Origin of the sequence: Bacillus pumilus, assembly GCF_900186955.1 — a bacterium.
In the GTDB taxonomy this organism is placed as follows: domain Bacteria; phylum Bacillota; class Bacilli; order Bacillales; family Bacillaceae; genus Bacillus; species Bacillus pumilus.
The window spans coordinates 2,934,263-2,952,799 of the sequence record NZ_LT906438.1 but is presented as its reverse complement, the minus strand read 5'-3'; the positions used below and the strand labels follow the sequence as shown (position 1 = coordinate 2,952,799).

The following is an 18,537-nucleotide window of genomic DNA, read 5'->3' as shown; positions in this document are numbered from 1 at the left end:
ATTAGACAAAAAGGAGGGTTTCGTATGATTCATGTACCATCCAGGCTGACTGGTGAAAGCTTTTCACTTTACCATTTAGAAGAGACGATGAAGCCGCTCGGCTATGTCATTAATGGTAACTGGGATTACGATCACGGATACTTTGATTATAAAATTGATAATCGTGATGGCTATACCTTTCTCAGAGTTCCTTTTACAGCCGAAAAGGGCCAGCTGGATCAGCCAGGCGTTGTGGTGAAACTGGGAGATCCATTTCTCTTAAAGCATGTCTATCAAGATAAGTTAGATGATCATGCGATGGTTGGAAATGTGGGAGCATCCTTTAACCAATTCCAAGAACCAAAAGAGAAAGATGGAGATGTATCAAAAGCTTATACTGAGATTGGCTTTTCGCTCGTCAAGGAATTAGAAGACGCACTGCTTTAAAGGCTGATCAGTTCATCCTCAGGATGAAGCTCATAATCAAAGGGAGGATTCATCATGGGTCCTTCTTTTTTTTGTACACCGACAATGATCACATGATGCTCTAAAAAATGATGGAGCGCTGTTAAGAATGTTTCTCCGGCTAACGAAGCTGGAACCGGTATGATGGTGATCTGTTTATGCAAGGTCATATGACGTTTTTTCTTTAACGCTTTGAACTGTTCCTTTAAAAGAAAATGCTCGACCATTAAATGATTGACTGCATCAGAGGTATGAATGACTTGATTGGCGCCAGCCCGCTCGGCATTTTTCACGTAACGATCTGTTAAAATTTCAATTAAACAGTAGAGTGAAGGGTTTAATCCTTTTGCTGCAAGTAATGTTAAAACACTCTGCATATCAGCTGTCACTTCATTCTCGTGCTGATCTGCGGTAATCATCAGTGCATCTGCACCTGAAATATTGGCTTTGCGAAGTGTGCCATCTTCGGTGCCATGCCCTTTAATAAAATGAACATTCTCTAGAAGCGGCCCTTCCTTCAAGGAATCATCAATTAGCACAATCGGCATAGCTGGATCAATCGTTTGAAACGATTGAAGCAATTTGTTCGTTTTCTCATTCCAGCCAACGATAATGAGATGTCCTTTTCCTTTAAAGGCGACCTTCCCTTCTACATAATGGTGCTGCTTGCTGAACACAGCGGCAGCGAGTGTGGCAAAATAAGCCGTGACAAAGCTTGCCCCGATCAGAATCAGCGCCATACCTGCGATTTGCCCGGGCATGGTTTGCGGCACAAAATCACCGTAGCCGACCGTCGCGACTGTAATGAGAGCCCACCAGATCCCATCAAAGATCGTATGATACTGCTTCGGTTCAAGCAAGACGATTAATTGTCCAAAAAAAAGAAGCAAGAAACAGATGATGATGGCAATTCGAAGATAGAGAGGCCACCTTAGCCAAGCAATAAAGATACGGTTTGATTTCATTGGACTCTTCCTTTCAGGAGACTGCTAATGTCAGTATGCCCGATTGAGGAAACATTTTTTCATCTTCGTCATGTAGATCCCATATCTTAAAATAAGAGAGAAGAAGGAGGGAATGCGAATGTCGTTCGTTCAAAAGACCGTACTTCTTTTTATCGGCGCTCACTTTTTATCATCAGCTATGATCTTACTTGTGTTTGACTTAAATGCGGTGAATCATTTTATGAATGATTTTTCATGGCTGCACTTTTTTCAAAACCTATACGGAACGGTGACCTTTTATACAGCATGCTTAGGTGTGTTCTTCTTTTTCATTGGCGTGGTGATCCCCCTTAAAAAGACCTAGTGCTTTTTTCTGTACACGTTACATAAAAGTCATTAAAATTGTAAATAAATATATAAAATAAAAAGGAAGCTGATGAGCATGCTGTTTTTTTATTTTTTAACTTTTGCCGCATTGGGATTATCATTTTGGGCACAATTTAAAGTGAAGAATAATTTTGAAAAGTATTCAAAGGTTGAAGCATCCAGTATGCAAACAGGTGCGGAAACCGCTCGACATATTTTAGATCGCAACGGGTTATACGACGTGCCTGTTGAACCGGTAAGAGGAACTTTGACTGATCATTACGACCCGACGCAGCGTGTGGTTCGCTTATCTGAACCTGTGTACTACGGCCATTCCATTTCGGCCATTTCAGTCGCATCACACGAGGTTGGACATGCCTTGCAGCATCAGGAATCCTATGGTGCGCTTGTCTTGAGACATAAGATCTTTCCTGTTGTGAACTTTGCATCTGGTGTTGCCCCGCTTCTTTTCCTTGGTGGAATCTTACTTGGCAGCCTTAACTTAATCGGGCTTGGGATCATTTTGTTCTCAGCGGCTGTGTTCTTTCAGCTTGTGACATTGCCTGTCGAGTTTAATGCAAGTTCTCGTGCGAAAGATATCATTGTTTCAGAAGGAATCATTAGAAGCAGTGAAGAAAGAGGCGTGAACAAGGTGTTAAATGCTGCCGCTCTTACGTACGTCGCAGCAGCCCTTGTCTCCTTTTTTGAATTGCTCCGTTTTGTAATGATCTTCCTAAATGGCCGTAATGATTAATTGATGCCAGAGGAGGTGAGCCCTTACCATTGTTAGGTAAGGGTTTTTTTGTATATTTTAAACGTATTTTTAGTCATATTACTCATTGCTGCGACAGCATTTTTTGTTGTCACTGAATTTGCGATTGTGAAAATTAGAGGCTCTAAAATCAATCAACTGATTGAAAGCGGTGATAAGAGAGCCATCCACGTACAAAAGCTCATATCAAATCTCGATGAATATTTATCCGCCTGTCAACTCGGCATTACCATTACCGCTTTAGGCTTAGGGTGGCTGGGCGAGCCGACGGTGGAGCATTTTCTGCATCCGCTGTTTGAGGAATTAGGGCTTCATTCCGCATTAACCGACATCCTATCGTTTATCATCGCATTTGTGATCATTACGTTTTTACATGTCGTTGTGGGAGAACTGGCGCCTAAAACGATTGCCATTCAAAAGGCAGAGGCGGTCAGCCTTGTGACAGCAAAGCCACTCATCTTTTTCTATAAAGTCATGTACCCGTTTATTAAAGCATTAAATGGATCTGCGCGAGGCATTGTGAAATTATTCGGTTTTCATTCTGTCAAAGAACATGAAGTGGCGATCAGTGAGGAAGAATTGCGTCTCATTTTATCTGAAAGCTATGAAAAGGGTGAGATTAACCAGTCTGAGTACAAATATGTGAATAAAATTTTTGAATTTGATAACCGAGTGGCGAGAGAGATCATGATTCCTCGTACAGAAATTTCAGCTATAGAGATTGAACAGACGCTTGAAGACGTGACACATTATATGTTGAACGAAAGATACACACGCTACCCCGTCATTAAAGAAGACAAAGATCATGTGATTGGTGTCATCAATAGCAAAGATGTGTTTAAGGCGAGCTTTTTAAATCAAGATGTGACGATTGAAGACTTAATGCGTCCAGTGATTCGGGTGATTGAAAGTACGCCTGTTCAAGAATTGCTCATTTTGATGCAAAAGGAGCGAATTCATATCTCAGTGCTCGTAGACGAATATGGAGGAACAGCCGGGCTTGTTACAGTAGAGGACATATTAGAGGAAATCGTGGGCGAAATTCGAGATGAATATGATCAGGATGAAACACCTCATATCGTCAAAAAAGGTGACTTCCACTATGTAATGGATGGGAAAGCCTTGATTGATGAAGTAAATGATTTATTGGATTTAGCCATTGAGAATGATGATGTTGATACAATTGCTGGCTGGATGATGACACATAAATTTGATATTGAGATTGGAGATACGATTGAAGCAGAAGGCTGTGAATTTACCATCATAGATGCAGAAGACCATCATATTCGGACCATTGACATCAAAAAGGTCCACTTTTCCTAAAAACCTCGTAACACTTGACGAGGTTTTTTTACTTGGTAAACTTTAGGTGAGATAATGCCTTCTACCGATAAACAGTGATTGACTTCACATAAAAAGGGTATGGTTTGATAGAAATGACAAAAAGGAGCCGCTCATATGAAAAAAATCAATGTACAAACAAATAGACGCGATGAGATGATCGACGTGACGAATGAGGTCCATCAATATATCAAGGAAACAGGTATTCAAAACGGAACCGTCATTGTCTACTGTCCTCATACGACAGCAGGGATGACCATTAATGAAAATGCGGACCCAGATGTGAAACGAGATATGCTCCGCCGGCTTGACGAAGTCTTTCCGTGGGAACATCCGAAGGACCGCCATATGGAAGGAAATACAGCCGCACATATGAAAGCAAGCTTTATGGGTGCTACGCAGCATATTCTCATTAATCATGGTGATCTTGTCCTTGGCACATGGCAGGGAATTTATTTCTGTGAGTTTGACGGGCCGAGACATCGCCATTTTTATATACAGGTATCATCAAACGAGTAAGAGATGGGGGAAATAAATGGGGGATATCACGAAATTACTGCAAATCAAATATGGGATGATTCAAGCGCCAATGGCAGGAGGTGCCGTGACACCTCAGCTGGCAGCCGCTGTTTCGCAATGCGGAGGACTTGGCAGTTTGGCAAGTGGATATGTGCAGCCTGACCATTTAAGGCAGCAGATCAGACAGGTCAAACAACTGACAACTCGCCTGTTTCAGGTCAATGTATTTGTACCAGAGCCAATTTCTGAAGTCAAAAAAGAGGATGTGGCATTTTGGGAGAAGAGACTGCCAGCACGACCAGTAGCCGATAGACTGCCGAGCGAAGAGGAATTGTGGAATGATTTTGAACAGAAAATCAACATTCTTTTGGATGAGGACGTACCGGTCGTTTCCTTTACCTTCGCTTGTCCAAACGAACAAACGATACATCGCTTAAAACAAAAGGGGATCTTTTTAATTGGAACCGCCACAACAAAAGAGGAAGCACTGCTTTTAGAGGAAAAAGGGATGGATGCCATTGTTCTGCAAGGAAGTGAAGCAGGGGGTCACCGAGGTACCTTTTTACCTGCAAAAGGAGATGCCCTGATGGGACTCTTTAGCCTGATCTCTGACGTCAAGCCGCTTTGTCATGTGCCATTGATCGCCGCAGGCGGGATTACAGATCGAGCAGGTGTGGAAGCCGCTCTAGCGCTTGGAGCGGATGCGGTGCAAATCGGCACACGATTTTTAGCCAGTCAAGAAAGTGCTGCGGCAGACATATACAAAAAGGCGATTTTACAGGCAGCAAGCAGTGAAACAAAGATCACGAAGCTTTTTTCTGGAAAAAGAGCAAGAGGTATTGTGAATCAGTGGATGGAGGAAGAAAGACAGAATGAAGATAGGGTTCTTCCTTATCCGGTTCAGCATGTATGGACGACACCGATGCGAAATGCAGCAGCTGCTGCGGGAAACCCTGATCAAATGGCTCTTTGGGCGGGACAGGGCGTTGGCCGTATTCACTCGATTTTAACCGTTGAGGAGATCATGCATGAACTGACGCACATATAAAATCATGTTGGGTGGTGTGAAAGGGTGGACATCTTAAAACATTCATACCGAAAAAAAGGCCAAATTGAATTCTGGTTTGATGAATTTCCGCACTCTCCTGCCGTCCTTACGCCCATTCGTCATTACTATTTTGTTCGTTATGTAAAATGGAGCCGGCATGATCCGCCGGTCACAAGTAAAGACTTAGAAAAAATGGAGATCCTTGCGAACACGATGCTTGGCACGCTGCAAGATTATCGAAAGCGCAAGGCATATAAAAGCCCCTTGTCATAACCACTAGACAAGAGGCTTTTTTTAGCTGCCGAACATTTGCCTGAGATAAATCACATCCATCCGGGTGGTCTGCGGCAATAGATAAGCAGATTGAACAGCACCTGGCCGCCTTCTCTTATTCAATTTGTCGATAATTTCTGCCGCTGTTAAAATTCCAAGTCCATGTCCGTAATATTGATCTTCTCCTAAGTAAATCACATTTTCCCCGCGCCACTGTGACTGCTGATAGCTAAATTCTGGATTCTCGAAATATAAGCAATCCCCATAGATAAAGTCATTCCCGCGCTCTGTATAAATCGACAATGTATCATAATGCCAGTCATACAGAGTTAGACTGCGAAGCCTTCGGTTAAACTTCTCGTCTCCTACCGTTTGCAAGACGCCCATATAAAACACGATGACAATGGCGGTGGCACATTCAAATGCATATTGTGAGCCATTTTCAAAAATGTCTTTAATGCCTCTAGATGGTTCGACTTGATAGCGCAGCTCTAGTGCTCCTGCTTCAGATACGCGCCAAAAGGCTTCATTTGCACGAGACCTTTGAAAGATGGCAAATGAGGCACCGCTTTTATGCAAATCTCTTGCAGCATTCATAATGTTCGATCTCAATGTAACCTCAAATAACAAATCAGATGCTTGCCTATAGCGGAACGTATCATTTGAGGCTTGTAACTGCATTAATATGATCCGCTTTTGTCCCTCTAGCTGAAATGAAGCCAGCTGCTCATTTGTCACTGGCTGTCCTGAAAGGATAATCATATGAAAAGCGCCCCCTTTTGTATTAGCGTATGCAGGGTGCTTGGGCAAGGAATCAATTTGTGTAAATAAACAAAAAAGCATCCTTTTTATTTGAAAAACATGAAAATAATATGAAGCTGTCCGATATATAACATATCGTTTAAAAGGAGGAAAAACATGAAAAATGCAATAAAATGGTTGAAAAAACCATCGATTTCTAAGAGACTGATTATTTCATTCACTCTCGTTCTTGTCTTGCCAATTATTACACTCAGTACGATTTCATATCAGATTGCCAAAGAAGAATTAGATCATGAAATCATGTACGGAGCAAACACAAGAGTCCATGAACTGAATGATATGATCCAGCAAAAGCTTATGAATAAGGAAAACGCAGTAAAACTCTTTACTGAAACATCTACTGCTGCAGACTTTAAGAAGAACAACCAGGATGAACTGTATGAGCATTTCGAGATATACAGTAAAATCAATGAAGAAGATGTGGTTGGATTTTATGCAGCAAGTAAAAAGCGTGATTTCATTCAGTTTCCTAAAGTAGACATGCCAAAAGGCTATGATCCAACAACGCGCGATTGGTATCAACTAGCTATGCAGGATAACAGTGGTAATCCAGTCGTTACCAATCCATACATCTCTGCCACAACAAACGGCATGGTTGTCACGATTGCCCAGCGTCTGAAGGACGGATCGGGAGCGATCGGAATTGACATTGATGTGCAAGACATTGTCGATAAAATAAAAGAGATTAAAATCGGACGTCAAGGATATCCAATTATTGCAAATAAAAACAAACAAATTGTGGCCCATCCAGAAGAAAAGTCAGGATCTAAGGTCACTGAAAATATTTCATCTATCCTTTACAGCGGAAAAGAAGGAACGTCAACTTATGAGAATAAAGGAGAACAAAAGCGTCTCGTTTTTGTGACAAATGATTTAACAGGTTGGAAAATTGCTGGAACGATGTTTGTATCAGAAACAGAAGAAGCAGCACAGCCAGTTTGGAATTCTGCCATTATTCTTTTAATTTCTTCCTTTATCCTTGGCGGTATTGCGATCTTCTTTATCGTTCGCTCCATCACAATTGGACTTCGAAAGCTTGTTGATTTCTCAGAAAAGGTGAGTGATGGTGATTTAACCGAAACCCTTGAAACCAAATCGAAGGATGAAATTGGAGATCTCACGAGAAGCTTTAGCAAAATGAGTGAATCCCTTCGTGACGTCATTCGAGCGGTACAGCAATCTGTCGACAATGTGGCTTCCGCTTCCGAGGAGCTGACGGCAAGTGCCAGCCAAACAAGTCAAGCAACCGAGCATATCACAATGTCGATTGAACAATTTTCAAACGGAAATGAAGCACAAAACGAGAAAGTCGAATCTAGTACGAATCAGCTTGTGGCAATGAATGAAGGATTACAAGGCATGTCACAAACGTCATCAGAAGTGGCTACTGTCTCACTTCAATCGACAGAGGCAGCTGGTCAAGGCGGCCGAATTGTTGAAAGCACAGCGAGCCAAATGAAACATATTGATACATCTGTACAAGAAGCAGAACAAGTCATGAAGCAATTAGAATATAAGTCTAAAGATATTACGAGCATTTTAAATGTCATTAACGGCATTGCAGATCAAACGAATCTTCTTGCGTTAAATGCAGCCATCGAAGCAGCAAGAGCAGGCGAATCAGGACGCGGCTTCTCTGTCGTGGCAGAAGAAGTGAGAAAACTAGCTGTCCAATCGGCAGACTCAGCGAAAGAAATAGAAAAACTCATTCAAGAAATTGTGTTAGAAATTGCTAAATCTCAAGATATGTTCAAAACGGTCAATCGAGAAGTACATGCAGGACTTGGTATGACAGAAGAAGCAAAAGAAAGCTTCCAGAACATTTATGAGGCGGCAGAAGGAATGTCGAAAAAACTGACGCAATTAAATGATACAGCCATTGATCTATCGAGCGGTTCGAAGCTAGTTTCACAAGCTATGCAGGAGATGCGCCAAGTCTCTAGAGAAAGTGCGGCAAACATTCAGGACATTGCGGCTTCTGCTGAAGAGCAACTGGCCTCTATGGAAGAAATATCATCTTCTTCAGTGACACTATCTAACATGGCAGAGGAACTAAAAGAGCTCACAAGTCAATTCAAAATTGATTAAAAAACGATGAAAAAATACCCAGAATTGTCTGGGTATTTTTTTTATTTTTAAACAGCATGTCTAGCCTGTAAAATTAAACCTTTCATCCGATAATAACTTTAGAGAAGTAAAGGGGGAAAGAGAAAATGGGGAAAATGATCCAATGGTTAAAAAAACCATCCATTTCAAAAAAATTAATTATGGCTTTTTTGGTAGTCCTTATCCTGCCAACCACTGCACTGACAATTAGTGCGTTTTTTACATCAAAGACAGAGCTAGACAAACAGATTATGGGCAGTGCGATGAGTCAAGTCAATGCATTTGATACTTTAATCAATGAGAATATAGGAAACAAAGCAGATGCTGTGGCTCTGTTTACAGACTCACTCAAAGCGTCTAATCTTCAAGAAAAAAATAGAAATGCGACCATCAAAGAATTGCAGCAATTTGGAAAAATTAATGAAAAAGATGTTTCTGCTATCTATGCAGGCTCCGAAAAGGGATTGTTTATGCAATATCCAGTTCAAAAGATGCCTGATGGCTACGATCCAAGAGAGCGCCCATGGTATCAAGAAGCGCTCAAGGCAGAAAACGGCAAACAAGTCATCACAAAACCATACGTAGCAGCCTCCACAGGCAAAATGGTCATCACGATTACTCAAAAAATGAAAGATGGGTCAGGTGTTATTGGACTTGATATGGAAATTGACACCCTGATTCAAAAGTTAAAAGAAATCAAAATTGGGCAAAAAGGCTATGCCTTCATCATGGAGAAAGATAAAACAGTTTTAGCAGATCCGACCCAAAAGCCAGGAAGTCAGGTCAATGAGAATCTAGCAAATATTATTTATCAAAACAAAGAAGGAAACGGCAGCTACACACTCAAAGGAATAGATAAAAAGGTTGCGTATGTGACCAACGAATTAACCGGCTGGAAAATCGGTGGAACGATGCTCGTATCAGAAGTAGAAGATGCAGCAAAGCCCGTTTTCAATACAGCCATTATTGTGTTCAGTGTGACACTTATCGTAGCAGGTACCCTCATCTTCTTTATCGTCCGCTCTATATCTAAAAGATTATCCAACCTTGCCCGCTTCTCGAAAAAAGTCAGCGAAGGTGATTTGCGCGATAAGCTTCAGATCCAATCAGATGACGAAATCGGCCAAGTTGGGAAAGGCTTTAATACAATGATTGACTCATTAAGAACCCTCATTAGTGCCGTCCAAACCTCAGTCGAAAATGTCGCTTCTTCATCAGAAGAACTGACCGCCAGCGCAGGGCAAACAAGTAAAGCAACAGAGCATATTACACTAGCCATTGAACAATTCTCCAATGGAAATGAAAGTCAAAATGACAAAGTCGAATCCAGCTCAGAAGAGTTAGATGAAATGAACCGTGGCCTTCAGCACATGAATGAGTCGGCTGAGTCCATTACTGCTTCATCGATCAAATCAACAGGTATCGCAGGGGAAGGCGGACAGCTTGTCGAAAAAACCGCTTCTCAAATGAATGTCATTGATCAGTCCGTGAAAAAAGCAGAGAATGTCATCAGCGCTCTTGAAAGTAAATCAAAAGACATTACACAAATTCTAGGTGTCATCAATGGTATCGCCGACCAAACGAATCTACTTGCGCTAAATGCAGCAATTGAGGCAGCAAGAGCTGGGGAATCTGGCAGAGGCTTCTCCGTTGTAGCAGAAGAAGTAAGAAAACTGGCTGTTCAATCAGCCAATTCGGCGAAAGAAATCGAGAATTTGATTAAAGAAATCGTTCAAGACATCGATGTATCACAGGAAGTATTCACTGCAGTGAATCGAGAAGTTCAATCAGGCCTAAGCTTCACTGAACAAACAAGAGTCAGCTTCCACAATATTTTCGAAATGACAAAAGAAATTTCTGACCAGCTTCAAACCATGAATCAAACAGTTGTCCAGCTTTCAAATGGCTCTGCACATGTGTCAGAGGCTGTCCGTGAGATTGCAGACGTCTCACGTGAAAGCTCCGCAAACATTCAAGACATTGCGGCTTCAGCGGAAGAACAGCTCGCATCTATGGAAGAAATCAGCTCCTCCTCTGCTACGCTTTCATCAATGGCAGAAGAATTGCGTGATTTGATCAGCAAATTTAAAGTCGAATAGACAAAATGAAAAGAGCCCTTCAGCTAAAGGGCTCTTTTCTAATTGAGTAAATCAAAAGAAATAGGTAATTTTACTTATTTTTGTTTATTTTCGAACATTAAGCCTTGAAAAATAATTCATATTACCTAAGAATAGAAGGGAAAGACCACAAATCATAATTCAAAAGGAGTAGAGTCATGAAAAAAATCAACTTTTTTAAGCACTTTACAATGTCGAAGAAATTAATTACTGCATTCTTAGCGATTCTCCTAGTGCCAATTCTCGTATTGGCAGCATTTTCTTATGAAGTGGCATCAAAGTCTCTCAATGATGAGATTATGTCTAGTGCTGCAAATGGTGTTCAGCAATTAAACGAACTCATTAATAAAGATGTACAGCCTAAAATTGATATCGTTTCTTATTTATCGAAATCGGTGAAAAAGAGTGAATTGGCTTCTAAAAACAAGGATTTACTCAAGGTGAAATTAGAGCAATTATCGGAAACAGATGAAGATGTAGTGGAGGTATTCATTGCAGATCAAAATGGTAGATTAACCGAATATTCCAAGATTCACAAAGGTAGTGAAGCGAGCGCAAAAAACGAACCGTGGTTTCAACAATCGATGGGAGATGAGAAACTCATCATATCAGATCCTTTTGTCGACAAGTCATCAGATGACCTGCTCATCACAATATCAGAGCGGTTAGCAGATGGATCTGGTGTGACTGGAATCAATATGCGCTTGAACACGATCGTGAAAGATACAAACAGTATCAAAATAGGCAAAGAAGGCTATGCGTTTGTCGCGACTCCAGATCAGCATTATATTGCCCATAAAACAGACAAGCCTGGGGCGAAATTGACAGGTGATTTCATCACAAAATTGTATGATAAAAAACAAGGCAGTTTCAAATATGAATACAATGGACAGACGAAGCAAATGTTTTTTGACACAAATGAAGCAACAGGCTGGAAGCTTGCTGGAACGATGTATGTTGGTGAAATCCAAGAAGCTGCACAGCCAGTACTCGATTTAACAATGATCATACTGGCAGTTGCGATTGCTATAGGCGGAATCGCGATTTATTTTATTATTAAATCGATCCGAAAGCCACTGATAGCACTCTCTGAATCGGCTGAGAAAATCAGTCAGGGTGATCTGACCCAGCACATTGAAGTTCGTACGCACGATGAAATCGGTAAGCTTGCCCAGAGTTTTAACGAGATGTCAGCAAAGCTGAAACAAGTCATTCAAGCTGTCCAGAATTCCATTGAAAATGTGGCCGCCTCTTCTGAAGAATTAACAGCAAGTGCGGGACAGACCGCTCAAGCGACTGAGCATATCACATCATCTATTGAACAGTTCTCAAACAGCAATGAACATCAAAATGATATGATCGAAAAAAGCTCAGTTCAGTTGAACGAAATGGATCGCAGCTTGTCCCATATGGTCGATACGACCTCTCATATGATGGAATCGTCGATTGATTCAAGCAAAACGGCTCAGGCCGGTGGAGAACTTGTTCAAAAAACAGCAGGGCAAATGCAAACCATCGAGCAGGCAGTGAAAGAAGCAGAGCTTGTGATTCAAGGCTTAGAGCAGAAATCAAAAGATATTACGAACATTCTGGGTGTCATTAACGGCATTGCCGACCAGACCAATCTCCTAGCTTTAAATGCTGCGATAGAAGCCGCTCGGGCAGGAGAAGCAGGCAGAGGTTTCTCTGTTGTTGCAGAAGAAGTTCGTAAGCTGGCAGAGCAATCCGGAAGCTCTTCAAAGGAAATTGAAAGCTTGACGAACGAGATTGTAGAGGAAATTAAAAAATCACAGAACATGTTTAAACAAGTAGCAGGTGAAGTACAATCTGGATTAAATATTACAGATGAAACGAAAGTCAGCTTTGAGAAAATTACCGATAAAACATCAGAAATGACAGACCAAATGAAACAAATGAACGGAACGGCTAAAGAACTCTCGCATGGCTCAAATGATATTTCACATGCGGTGAATCAAATTAAAGAGCTTTCACGAGAAAGCTCCGCAGGCTTCCAAGATATCGCAGCATCCGCAGAAGAACAGCTGGCATCTATGGAAGAGATCAGTTCCTCCTCTGCTACGTTATCTCAGATGGCAGAAGAGCTAAGAGAGCTCATTAAACAATTTAAAATATAAGAATATAGGGAAGCACCTGACGTTTTGGCGTCAGGTGTTTTTTCCATTCAATACATATAATTTGGGTATTTTGGTCTTATTTAGACTTTAATAAGTTAAAAAAGTAAAGAACATAGTAGTACTTCCGATATATATACTATCTTACGAAAAGGAGTTTTCTTTTTTATGAAATTCATACAGTATTTCAGGAAGCCATCTATTTCAAAAAAGCTCGTATTCTCTTTCTTATTTATTCTCTTATGCCCTATCATTGTGTTGGCATTCTCTTCATATCATACGGCGAGTACTTCTTTGAATGATCAAATCATGCAAAGTGCAAAGGAGAACGTCGAGCAGCTAGATAAAAATATTACGAAGGTTGTGAAAGTGAAAACAGACGCAGCCGATTTCTTTAGCAAATGGATCACGGAGAAAAAGCTTAAGCAAAAAGGCACGACAGATATTCAAGGACGGTTTGAGCAGTTCATGAGTATGAATGATGACACAGAAGGCATTTTTGTCGCTTCAAGTGATGGCAAAGTGTTTTCAAGATATCCTAATAAAAAAATGCCTGCTGACTATGTCGCAACGGAGCGGGATTGGTATAAAGACGGCTGGGAGAAAAACGGAGAGCTGTCTGTTTCAGCACCGTATCCAACAGCTTCCACAGGTACGCTTGTGGTCACCATCTCTAAAAAGTTAGAGGACGGATCAGGCGTCATTGCAATGAACCTAGACATTGCGAATCTAGTAAAAGAATCAAATAGCATAAACATTGGGAAACAGGGTTATGCCTTTATCGGAAGTCCGGATCGTACCTTTGTTGCCCATCCTACGAAAAAAGCGGGAACAAAATTATCTGGTGAATGGCTAGAAAAGCTTTATTCACAAGATGAAGGTTCTATGAGTTATATGTTTGAAGGAAAAGAAAAGCAAATGGAATTCACCACAAACAAAGCGACTGGCTGGAAAATTGTCGGTACGATGTTTGTGACAGAAGTAGAAGAAGCTGCACAGCCAGTCTTTAACATGGCCGCTATCATTTTAGCTGGCGCGCTCATCATTGGCGGGATTCTGATCTTCTTGATCATCCGTTCCATTACAAAACCACTATCTATACTTGTCTCTTCTTCAAAGAAAATCAGTGAAGGAGATTTAACAGAAAAAATTGATGTCCGGTCAAAAGATGAAATTGGACAGCTAGGCACAAGCTTTAATGAAATGAGTGAATCATTAAGAGATGTCATCCAAGCTGTACAAACATCTGTAGAAAACGTGGCTTCTTCATCTGAAGAACTGACAGCAAGCGCAGGTCAAACAACAAAAGCAACCGAACACATTACATCATCTATTGAAACATTCTCAAACGGCAACGAAAATCAAAGCGAAATGGTGGAGCAAAGTGCGGCTCATTTAAAACAAATGAATGAAGGTCTGAACGAGGTCGCAGAAACATCTGATGTCATCGCAGCATCATCTATTCAATCAAGAACAGTCGCGGAATCAGGCGGACAGCTTGTGGAGCAAACCGTTGGCCAAATGAAGACGATCGACCATTCAGTGAAAGAAGCTGAAGGGGTGATCAACGGGCTAGAGCATAAATCAAAAGACATCACAAACATCCTAGGCGTGATTAACGGCATTGCGGATCAAACGAATTTACTTGCACTCAATGCAGCTATTGAAGCAGCACGTGCAGGTGAGTCAGGCAGAGGCTTCTCTGTTGTCGCAGAGGAAGTACGTAAACTTGCAGTTCAATCATCAGATTCAGCAAAAGAGATTGAAAAGCTTGTGAAAGAAATTGTATCTGAAATCGAAACATCTCAAAATATGTTCAAATCAGTGAATGAAGAAGTGAAGAATGGTCTTTCCATTACAGATCAAACGAAAGAAAGCTTCTCACAAATTAATCAGCAAACAGCGGAAATCGCTACAAGAATGAATGAAATGAATACAACAGTACGCGAGCTTTCAAAAGGATCTGAGCAAATTTCTAAAGCAGTGAATGACATTGCAGATGTATCACGAGAGAGTTCAGCAAGCATCCAAGATATCGCTGCATCTGCTGAAGAGCAGCTTGCTTCTATGGAAGAGATTAGTTCTTCCTCTACGACTCTTTCCCAAATGGCGGAAGAATTACGTGATTTAATTAAAAAATTCAAGATCAGTGAATAAGATCAAGTGGTTCTCCTCAAGGGGAACCGCTTTTCTTTTTAAGCGGTCATCTCGTACAATAGAGGAAATTGAAAGAATAGGAGAGATGTTATGCGTTTATCAAATAAGAAGGTCATTGCGTTTGTCAGTGATGATTTTGAAGATTTAGAGCTATGGTATCCGGTTCTGCGTTTAAGAGAGGAGGGCGCAACCGTCCATCTCGTAGGAGAAAAAGCAGATCATGAGTACATCGGCAAGTATGGTGTGCCTGCCGTATCCGATGCAGATTTTTATTCCATTCAAGCGGATGAATATGATGCTGTGCTCGTCCCAGGCGGATGGGCGCCCGATAAACTGCGTCGTTATCCAGAAGTATTAGACATTGTCCGTACGTTTGATGAAAAGGCGAAACCAATCGGACAAATTTGCCATGCTGGCTGGGTGCTCATTTCAGCAGGCATCCTGCAAGGCAAAAAAGTAACGAGCACACCTGGTATTAAAGATGATATGACAAATGCTGGAGCAGACTGGTTTGATGAAGCAGTCGTCACAGATGGTCACCTCGTCTCGAGCAGACGTCCACCGGATCTTCCTCCCTATGTGAAAGCATTTGCGGATGTGTTAGCGGCAACATAAACAATGGACCCAAAATAAAAAAACAAAGGGCGAACTTGCACATCATGTTCGCCCCTTGTTTATCATTTCATGCCCATTCATTTTATCTATCGGCAGGAAACCTCACGCCCATTTGTTTTCTCGCCTCGTCCATGACGGACATGGTTTGAACAGATAAGGCAAATGTATTGACCGGAGACTGCCTCATTCCTTGCTGAATACACTCAATAAAATGACAGATTTCATAATACATGGCTGGCTGATCATCTTCGAGAGAGATGTCGGTATGGTGTCCTTGCCGATCATGGATCGTGATATGCGAAGGACGGTGGAATTGATCAATCACCATCGTCGCATCCTCTCCTTGAATTTCCGCAGATAAATGAGACGTTGAAATTTTAGAATGAAAAAGAAGTGCTTGATGCCCGTCATATTGCATAAGGACAGAGCCGCTCCCATCTACACCAGAAGAAAGCTTATAGCCTCTCGCGGTGATTTGATTCGGCAGACCAAATAAATAGAGCGCCGGGTAGACGAGATACACACCGATATCCATTAAAGAACCATTGGATAATTCAGGCTTAAACGCATTTGGAATCTCGCCATTTCGGTAGGCATCGTATCTTGAGGAATATTTACAGTAATGAGCGACCACTTGCCGAATGGGTCCAAGCTGATCAAGATGCTGTTTGATTTGAAGGAAGTTGGGCAGAAATGTCGTTTTCATCGCTTCCATCAAACACACTTGATGTTTCTTCGCTGCAGCAATCATTTCTTCTACTTCTTTTCGGTGAGAGGCAAATGGTTTTTCGCATAATACGTGCTTTTGGTGCTCCATCATCAACATGGCCTGCTCTTTATGAAGGGCATTTGGACTCGCAATATACACGGCATCAAACGCATCACTTTCCGCCATTTGATGTAAGTTCGTAAAAACTGTATCAATACCGTATTTTTCGGCAAATGCCTGGCCTTTTTCAGCGGATCGTGAATAGACGGCTGTACATGTAAAATCAGCTACTCCTTCACCGGCCTGTAAGAATCGATCTGTAATCCAGTTCGTTCCGATGACAGCAAATCGAATCATGTCGTTCCCTCCTTCTACTTTTCTCTGATTATACATCCTTTGAAAGCGTTTGTATGAAAGAACATTCTTTTTATTGAAAAGCGGATGAAACCTTTATATAGGCTGATGCGTCTTACATAAAGGATATAAATGTACGAAAAGGGGTAGTTTCTTCCTTCATTCGGGTAATACTCTGATAGAAGGGAGAGGAGGAAACGACCATGAAGCGAATCCTGCATATAGGAAGTACATACGTCTTTGCGCTTTTATTCATAGCAGCCGGTTTTTTTCATGTGATAGAGCCGAGCGGCTTTGCCCGTATGATGCCAGGCTGGCCATTTCCATATGTAATGGTCTATGCGACGGCATGCCTAGAATGGCTGCTAGCTGTCTTGCTGCTTTTGCCAAATGTCAGGATCGTAGCAGCAAAAATCATTGCTGTCTATCTTGTCCTCATTTTCCCTGCAAACTTATTTGCTGCACGAGAGGGAATTCCATTTCCAGGTCAAGAAAGCACAGAGCAGTCTTTGCTATGGATAAGACTGATAGGACAGCCAATTCTGATTGTATGGGTGATGTCTATTGCGAAATGGGAAAAAAAGCTGAAACAATGACCACCATATCATGATTAGGTAGTGTACAATTTATTTATAAAATAGCCCGAGTTTGGAGGAACGATATGAATTCTATGCAAATGTGGAGCAGTCGATTTAGAAAATTTTTTCTTGATAACAAGTTTGTTCTCTTTTTACTCGTCCTGCTATTAATTGGATTGAATATCCTTGTTTTCATGAAGACATCCTTTATTTTCACACCGCTCATTGTACTCGTCAAAACCATCGCCTTACCGATTATTTTAACGGGGGTCGTGTATTATTTATTAAATCCAATTGTCAATTTGTTAGAGAAGTTTAGAGTCAAACGGATCTTTTCGATTTTGCTTTTATATATTGTCATTATTGGCATTATTACAGTGACGATTGTGTCTATTATTCCGTTTTTACAAGCGCAAATGATGAGTCTGTTTCATAACCTTCCGAAATATGTTGATACGGTAGAAGATCAGATTAGACAACTAACGGGAAGCAACTTCATTAATCAAGCGCAAAAAGCGATGAATTTTAACGTTTCTGAATTGGTGAGCAAAGCGTCAAGTCAAGCGACGAAAATTTTGGAAAGTACCTTTACCGGAGTGGGGACATTCTTAGGGGCGCTCACTGAAGTCATCATCTCGATCGTGACCGTTCCGTTCATTCTGTTTTATTTATTAAAAGACGGCAAAAAATTGCCTGACTATTTCCTGAAATTTATTCCGAATAAGTTTAGAGAACATACACATATCGTGCTTCACGAAATGAACCATCGCCTGAGCTCTTATATTCTCGGACAGATCATTGTCAGCTTTTGTATAGGTGTTCTTCTTTTAATTGGTTATATGATCATTGGGTTAGACTATGCCTTTTTGTTAGCTATCATTGCGGCATGTACAAGTATCGTGCCTTACCTTGGTCCAACGATTGCCATTACACCAGCGATTGTGATTGCCCTTGTCACGTCACCAATTATGCTGTTAAAATTGATCATTGTTTGGACGGTTGTCCAGCTGATTGAAGGGAAATTCATTTCTCCACAGGTCATGGGGAAAAACCTTCATATCCATCCAATCACGATTATCTTTGTTCTCTTAACAGCAGGTAAATTGTTCAGCGTAGTCGGCATTATTGTTGCGATTCCGACATATGCCGTCCTGAAGGTCATCACGACCCACTTGTTTGATTGGTTCAAAATGCGATCCAATTTGTATAAAGAAGAAAAGGTTTAATGTCATAATCTTTT

At 41.2% G+C, this 18,537-nt stretch carries 17 protein-coding genes and 3 pseudogenes; 17 read left to right on the top strand and 3 right to left on the bottom strand.

Features of this window, described 5'->3' with window-relative positions:
- Positions 1–24 precede the first annotated feature (24 nt).
- The gene (locus CKW02_RS15550; RefSeq protein ID WP_003212880.1) at positions 25–426 is read left to right on the top strand and encodes a YugN-like family protein; all 402 of its coding nucleotides are present in this window, start codon (positions 25–27) and stop codon (positions 424–426) included.
- On the opposite strand, the gene CKW02_RS15545 is transcribed toward CKW02_RS15550, so the two are convergent.
- Positions 423–1,409 (bottom strand): potassium channel family protein, encoded by a 987-nt coding sequence (locus CKW02_RS15545; protein ID WP_003213017.1) that lies wholly within the window; start codon positions 1,407–1,409, stop codon positions 423–425. The genes CKW02_RS15550 and CKW02_RS15545 overlap by 4 nt on opposite strands.
- Positions 1,410–1,527: 118 nt before the next feature.
- Between CKW02_RS15545 and CKW02_RS15540 the strand changes: the two genes are divergently transcribed.
- The 6 genes from CKW02_RS15540 to CKW02_RS15515 all read left to right on the top strand — a co-directional run bounded on the left by CKW02_RS15540 (position 1,528) and on the right by CKW02_RS15515 (position 5,707).
- Positions 1,528–1,752: a YuzI family membrane protein gene (locus CKW02_RS15540; RefSeq protein WP_003213467.1), complete on the top strand. Its 225-nt coding sequence runs from the start codon at positions 1,528–1,530 to the stop codon at positions 1,750–1,752.
- Positions 1,753–1,833: 81 nt separating this feature from the next.
- The gene (locus CKW02_RS15535) at positions 1,834–2,508 is read left to right on the top strand and encodes a zinc metallopeptidase (RefSeq protein ID WP_034620178.1); all 675 of its coding nucleotides are present in this window, start codon (positions 1,834–1,836) and stop codon (positions 2,506–2,508) included.
- Positions 2,509–2,556: 48 nt separating this feature from the next.
- The gene (locus CKW02_RS15530; protein ID WP_003213040.1) at positions 2,557–3,849 is read left to right on the top strand and encodes a hemolysin family protein; all 1,293 of its coding nucleotides are present in this window, start codon (positions 2,557–2,559) and stop codon (positions 3,847–3,849) included.
- A 135-nt stretch (positions 3,850–3,984) separates the two neighbouring features.
- A complete protein-coding gene (locus tag CKW02_RS15525; protein WP_003213080.1) occupies positions 3,985–4,386 on the top strand; it encodes a secondary thiamine-phosphate synthase enzyme YjbQ in 402 nt (133 codons plus the stop codon).
- A 16-nt stretch (positions 4,387–4,402) separates the two neighbouring features.
- On the top strand, positions 4,403–5,434 hold the full coding sequence (locus CKW02_RS15520) for a nitronate monooxygenase (protein WP_003213678.1): 1,032 nt from the start codon (positions 4,403–4,405) through the stop codon (positions 5,432–5,434).
- Positions 5,435–5,458: 24 nt separating this feature from the next.
- Positions 5,459–5,707 (top strand): hypothetical protein, encoded by a 249-nt coding sequence (locus tag CKW02_RS15515; protein WP_095117870.1) that lies wholly within the window; start codon positions 5,459–5,461, stop codon positions 5,705–5,707.
- A 21-nt stretch (positions 5,708–5,728) separates the two neighbouring features.
- Here CKW02_RS15515 and CKW02_RS15510 read toward each other — a convergent pair whose 3' ends face one another.
- Entirely contained in the window at positions 5,729–6,469 is a 741-nt protein-coding gene (locus CKW02_RS15510) for a protein-glutamine gamma-glutamyltransferase (protein ID WP_003212909.1), read from the bottom strand.
- Positions 6,470–6,625: 156 nt separating this feature from the next.
- Between CKW02_RS15510 and CKW02_RS20765 the strand changes: the two are divergent.
- The 8 genes and pseudogenes from CKW02_RS20765 to CKW02_RS15485 all read left to right on the top strand — a co-directional run.
- Positions 6,626–7,675, top strand: a pseudogene (locus CKW02_RS20765) (cache domain-containing protein); the annotation flags it as partial.
- Entirely contained in the window at positions 7,667–8,617 is a 951-nt protein-coding gene (locus CKW02_RS20760) for a methyl-accepting chemotaxis protein (protein WP_372706104.1), read from the top strand. The pseudogene CKW02_RS20765 and the gene CKW02_RS20760, both read left to right, overlap by 9 nt.
- Before the next feature lie 125 nt (positions 8,618–8,742).
- Positions 8,743–9,789 (top strand): annotated as a pseudogene (locus CKW02_RS20755) (cache domain-containing protein); the annotation flags it as partial.
- Positions 9,784–10,734, top strand: a complete 951-nt coding sequence (locus tag CKW02_RS20750) for a methyl-accepting chemotaxis protein (RefSeq protein WP_372706103.1) — start codon at positions 9,784–9,786, stop codon at positions 10,732–10,734. The pseudogene CKW02_RS20755 and the gene CKW02_RS20750, both read left to right, overlap by 6 nt.
- A 176-nt stretch (positions 10,735–10,910) precedes the next feature.
- Positions 10,911–11,948 (top strand): annotated as a pseudogene (locus CKW02_RS20745) (HAMP domain-containing protein); the annotation flags it as partial.
- The gene (locus CKW02_RS20740; protein WP_372706102.1) at positions 11,940–12,887 is read left to right on the top strand and encodes a methyl-accepting chemotaxis protein; all 948 of its coding nucleotides are present in this window, start codon (positions 11,940–11,942) and stop codon (positions 12,885–12,887) included. The pseudogene CKW02_RS20745 and the gene CKW02_RS20740, both read left to right, overlap by 9 nt.
- A 165-nt stretch (positions 12,888–13,052) precedes the next feature.
- Positions 13,053–15,041, top strand: coding sequence for a methyl-accepting chemotaxis protein (gene tlpB, locus CKW02_RS20810; RefSeq protein ID WP_003213228.1), 1,989 nt, complete (start codon positions 13,053–13,055; stop codon positions 15,039–15,041).
- Positions 15,042–15,131: 90 nt separating this feature from the next.
- Positions 15,132–15,656 (top strand): type 1 glutamine amidotransferase domain-containing protein, encoded by a 525-nt coding sequence (locus CKW02_RS15485; protein WP_003213715.1) that lies wholly within the window; start codon positions 15,132–15,134, stop codon positions 15,654–15,656.
- An 82-nt stretch (positions 15,657–15,738) separates the two neighbouring features.
- On the opposite strand, the gene CKW02_RS15480 is transcribed toward CKW02_RS15485, so the two are convergent.
- Positions 15,739–16,722, bottom strand: a complete 984-nt coding sequence (locus CKW02_RS15480) for a Gfo/Idh/MocA family protein (protein ID WP_003213546.1) — start codon at positions 16,720–16,722, stop codon at positions 15,739–15,741.
- A gap of 200 nt (positions 16,723–16,922) precedes the next feature.
- Here CKW02_RS15480 and CKW02_RS15475 point away from each other — a divergent pair, with 200 nt between their 5' ends.
- Both CKW02_RS15475 and CKW02_RS15470 read left to right on the top strand, forming a co-directional pair.
- Positions 16,923–17,315, top strand: coding sequence for a DoxX family protein (locus CKW02_RS15475; protein ID WP_003212669.1), 393 nt, complete (start codon positions 16,923–16,925; stop codon positions 17,313–17,315).
- Between the two features lie 65 nt (positions 17,316–17,380).
- Positions 17,381–18,523, top strand: a complete 1,143-nt coding sequence (locus CKW02_RS15470; protein ID WP_003213553.1) for an AI-2E family transporter — start codon at positions 17,381–17,383, stop codon at positions 18,521–18,523.
- Positions 18,524–18,537 lie beyond the last annotated feature (14 nt).

Coding starts and splice junctions, on each gene's coding strand:
- CKW02_RS15520 (WP_003213678.1), top strand. CDS start 4,403: ATGGGGGATATCACGAAATTACTGCAAATCAAATATGGGATGATTCAA.
- CKW02_RS15545 (WP_003213017.1), bottom strand. CDS start 1,409: ATGAAATCAAACCGTATCTTTATTGCTTGGCTAAGGTGGCCTCTCTAT.
- CKW02_RS15485 (WP_003213715.1), top strand. CDS start 15,132: ATGCGTTTATCAAATAAGAAGGTCATTGCGTTTGTCAGTGATGATTTT.
- CKW02_RS15525 (WP_003213080.1), top strand. CDS start 3,985: ATGAAAAAAATCAATGTACAAACAAATAGACGCGATGAGATGATCGAC.
- CKW02_RS15510 (WP_003212909.1), bottom strand. CDS start 6,469: ATGATTATCCTTTCAGGACAGCCAGTGACAAATGAGCAGCTGGCTTCA.
- CKW02_RS15480 (WP_003213546.1), bottom strand. CDS start 16,722: ATGATTCGATTTGCTGTCATCGGAACGAACTGGATTACAGATCGATTC.
- CKW02_RS15550 (WP_003212880.1), top strand. CDS start 25: ATGATTCATGTACCATCCAGGCTGACTGGTGAAAGCTTTTCACTTTAC.
- CKW02_RS20740 (WP_372706102.1), top strand. CDS start 11,940: ATGTCAGCAAAGCTGAAACAAGTCATTCAAGCTGTCCAGAATTCCATT.
- CKW02_RS20760 (WP_372706104.1), top strand. CDS start 7,667: ATGAGTGAATCCCTTCGTGACGTCATTCGAGCGGTACAGCAATCTGTC.
- CKW02_RS15470 (WP_003213553.1), top strand. CDS start 17,381: ATGAATTCTATGCAAATGTGGAGCAGTCGATTTAGAAAATTTTTTCTT.
- CKW02_RS15475 (WP_003212669.1), top strand. CDS start 16,923: ATGAAGCGAATCCTGCATATAGGAAGTACATACGTCTTTGCGCTTTTA.
- CKW02_RS20750 (WP_372706103.1), top strand. CDS start 9,784: ATGATTGACTCATTAAGAACCCTCATTAGTGCCGTCCAAACCTCAGTC.
- tlpB (WP_003213228.1), top strand. CDS start 13,053: ATGAAATTCATACAGTATTTCAGGAAGCCATCTATTTCAAAAAAGCTC.
- CKW02_RS15540 (WP_003213467.1), top strand. CDS start 1,528: ATGTCGTTCGTTCAAAAGACCGTACTTCTTTTTATCGGCGCTCACTTT.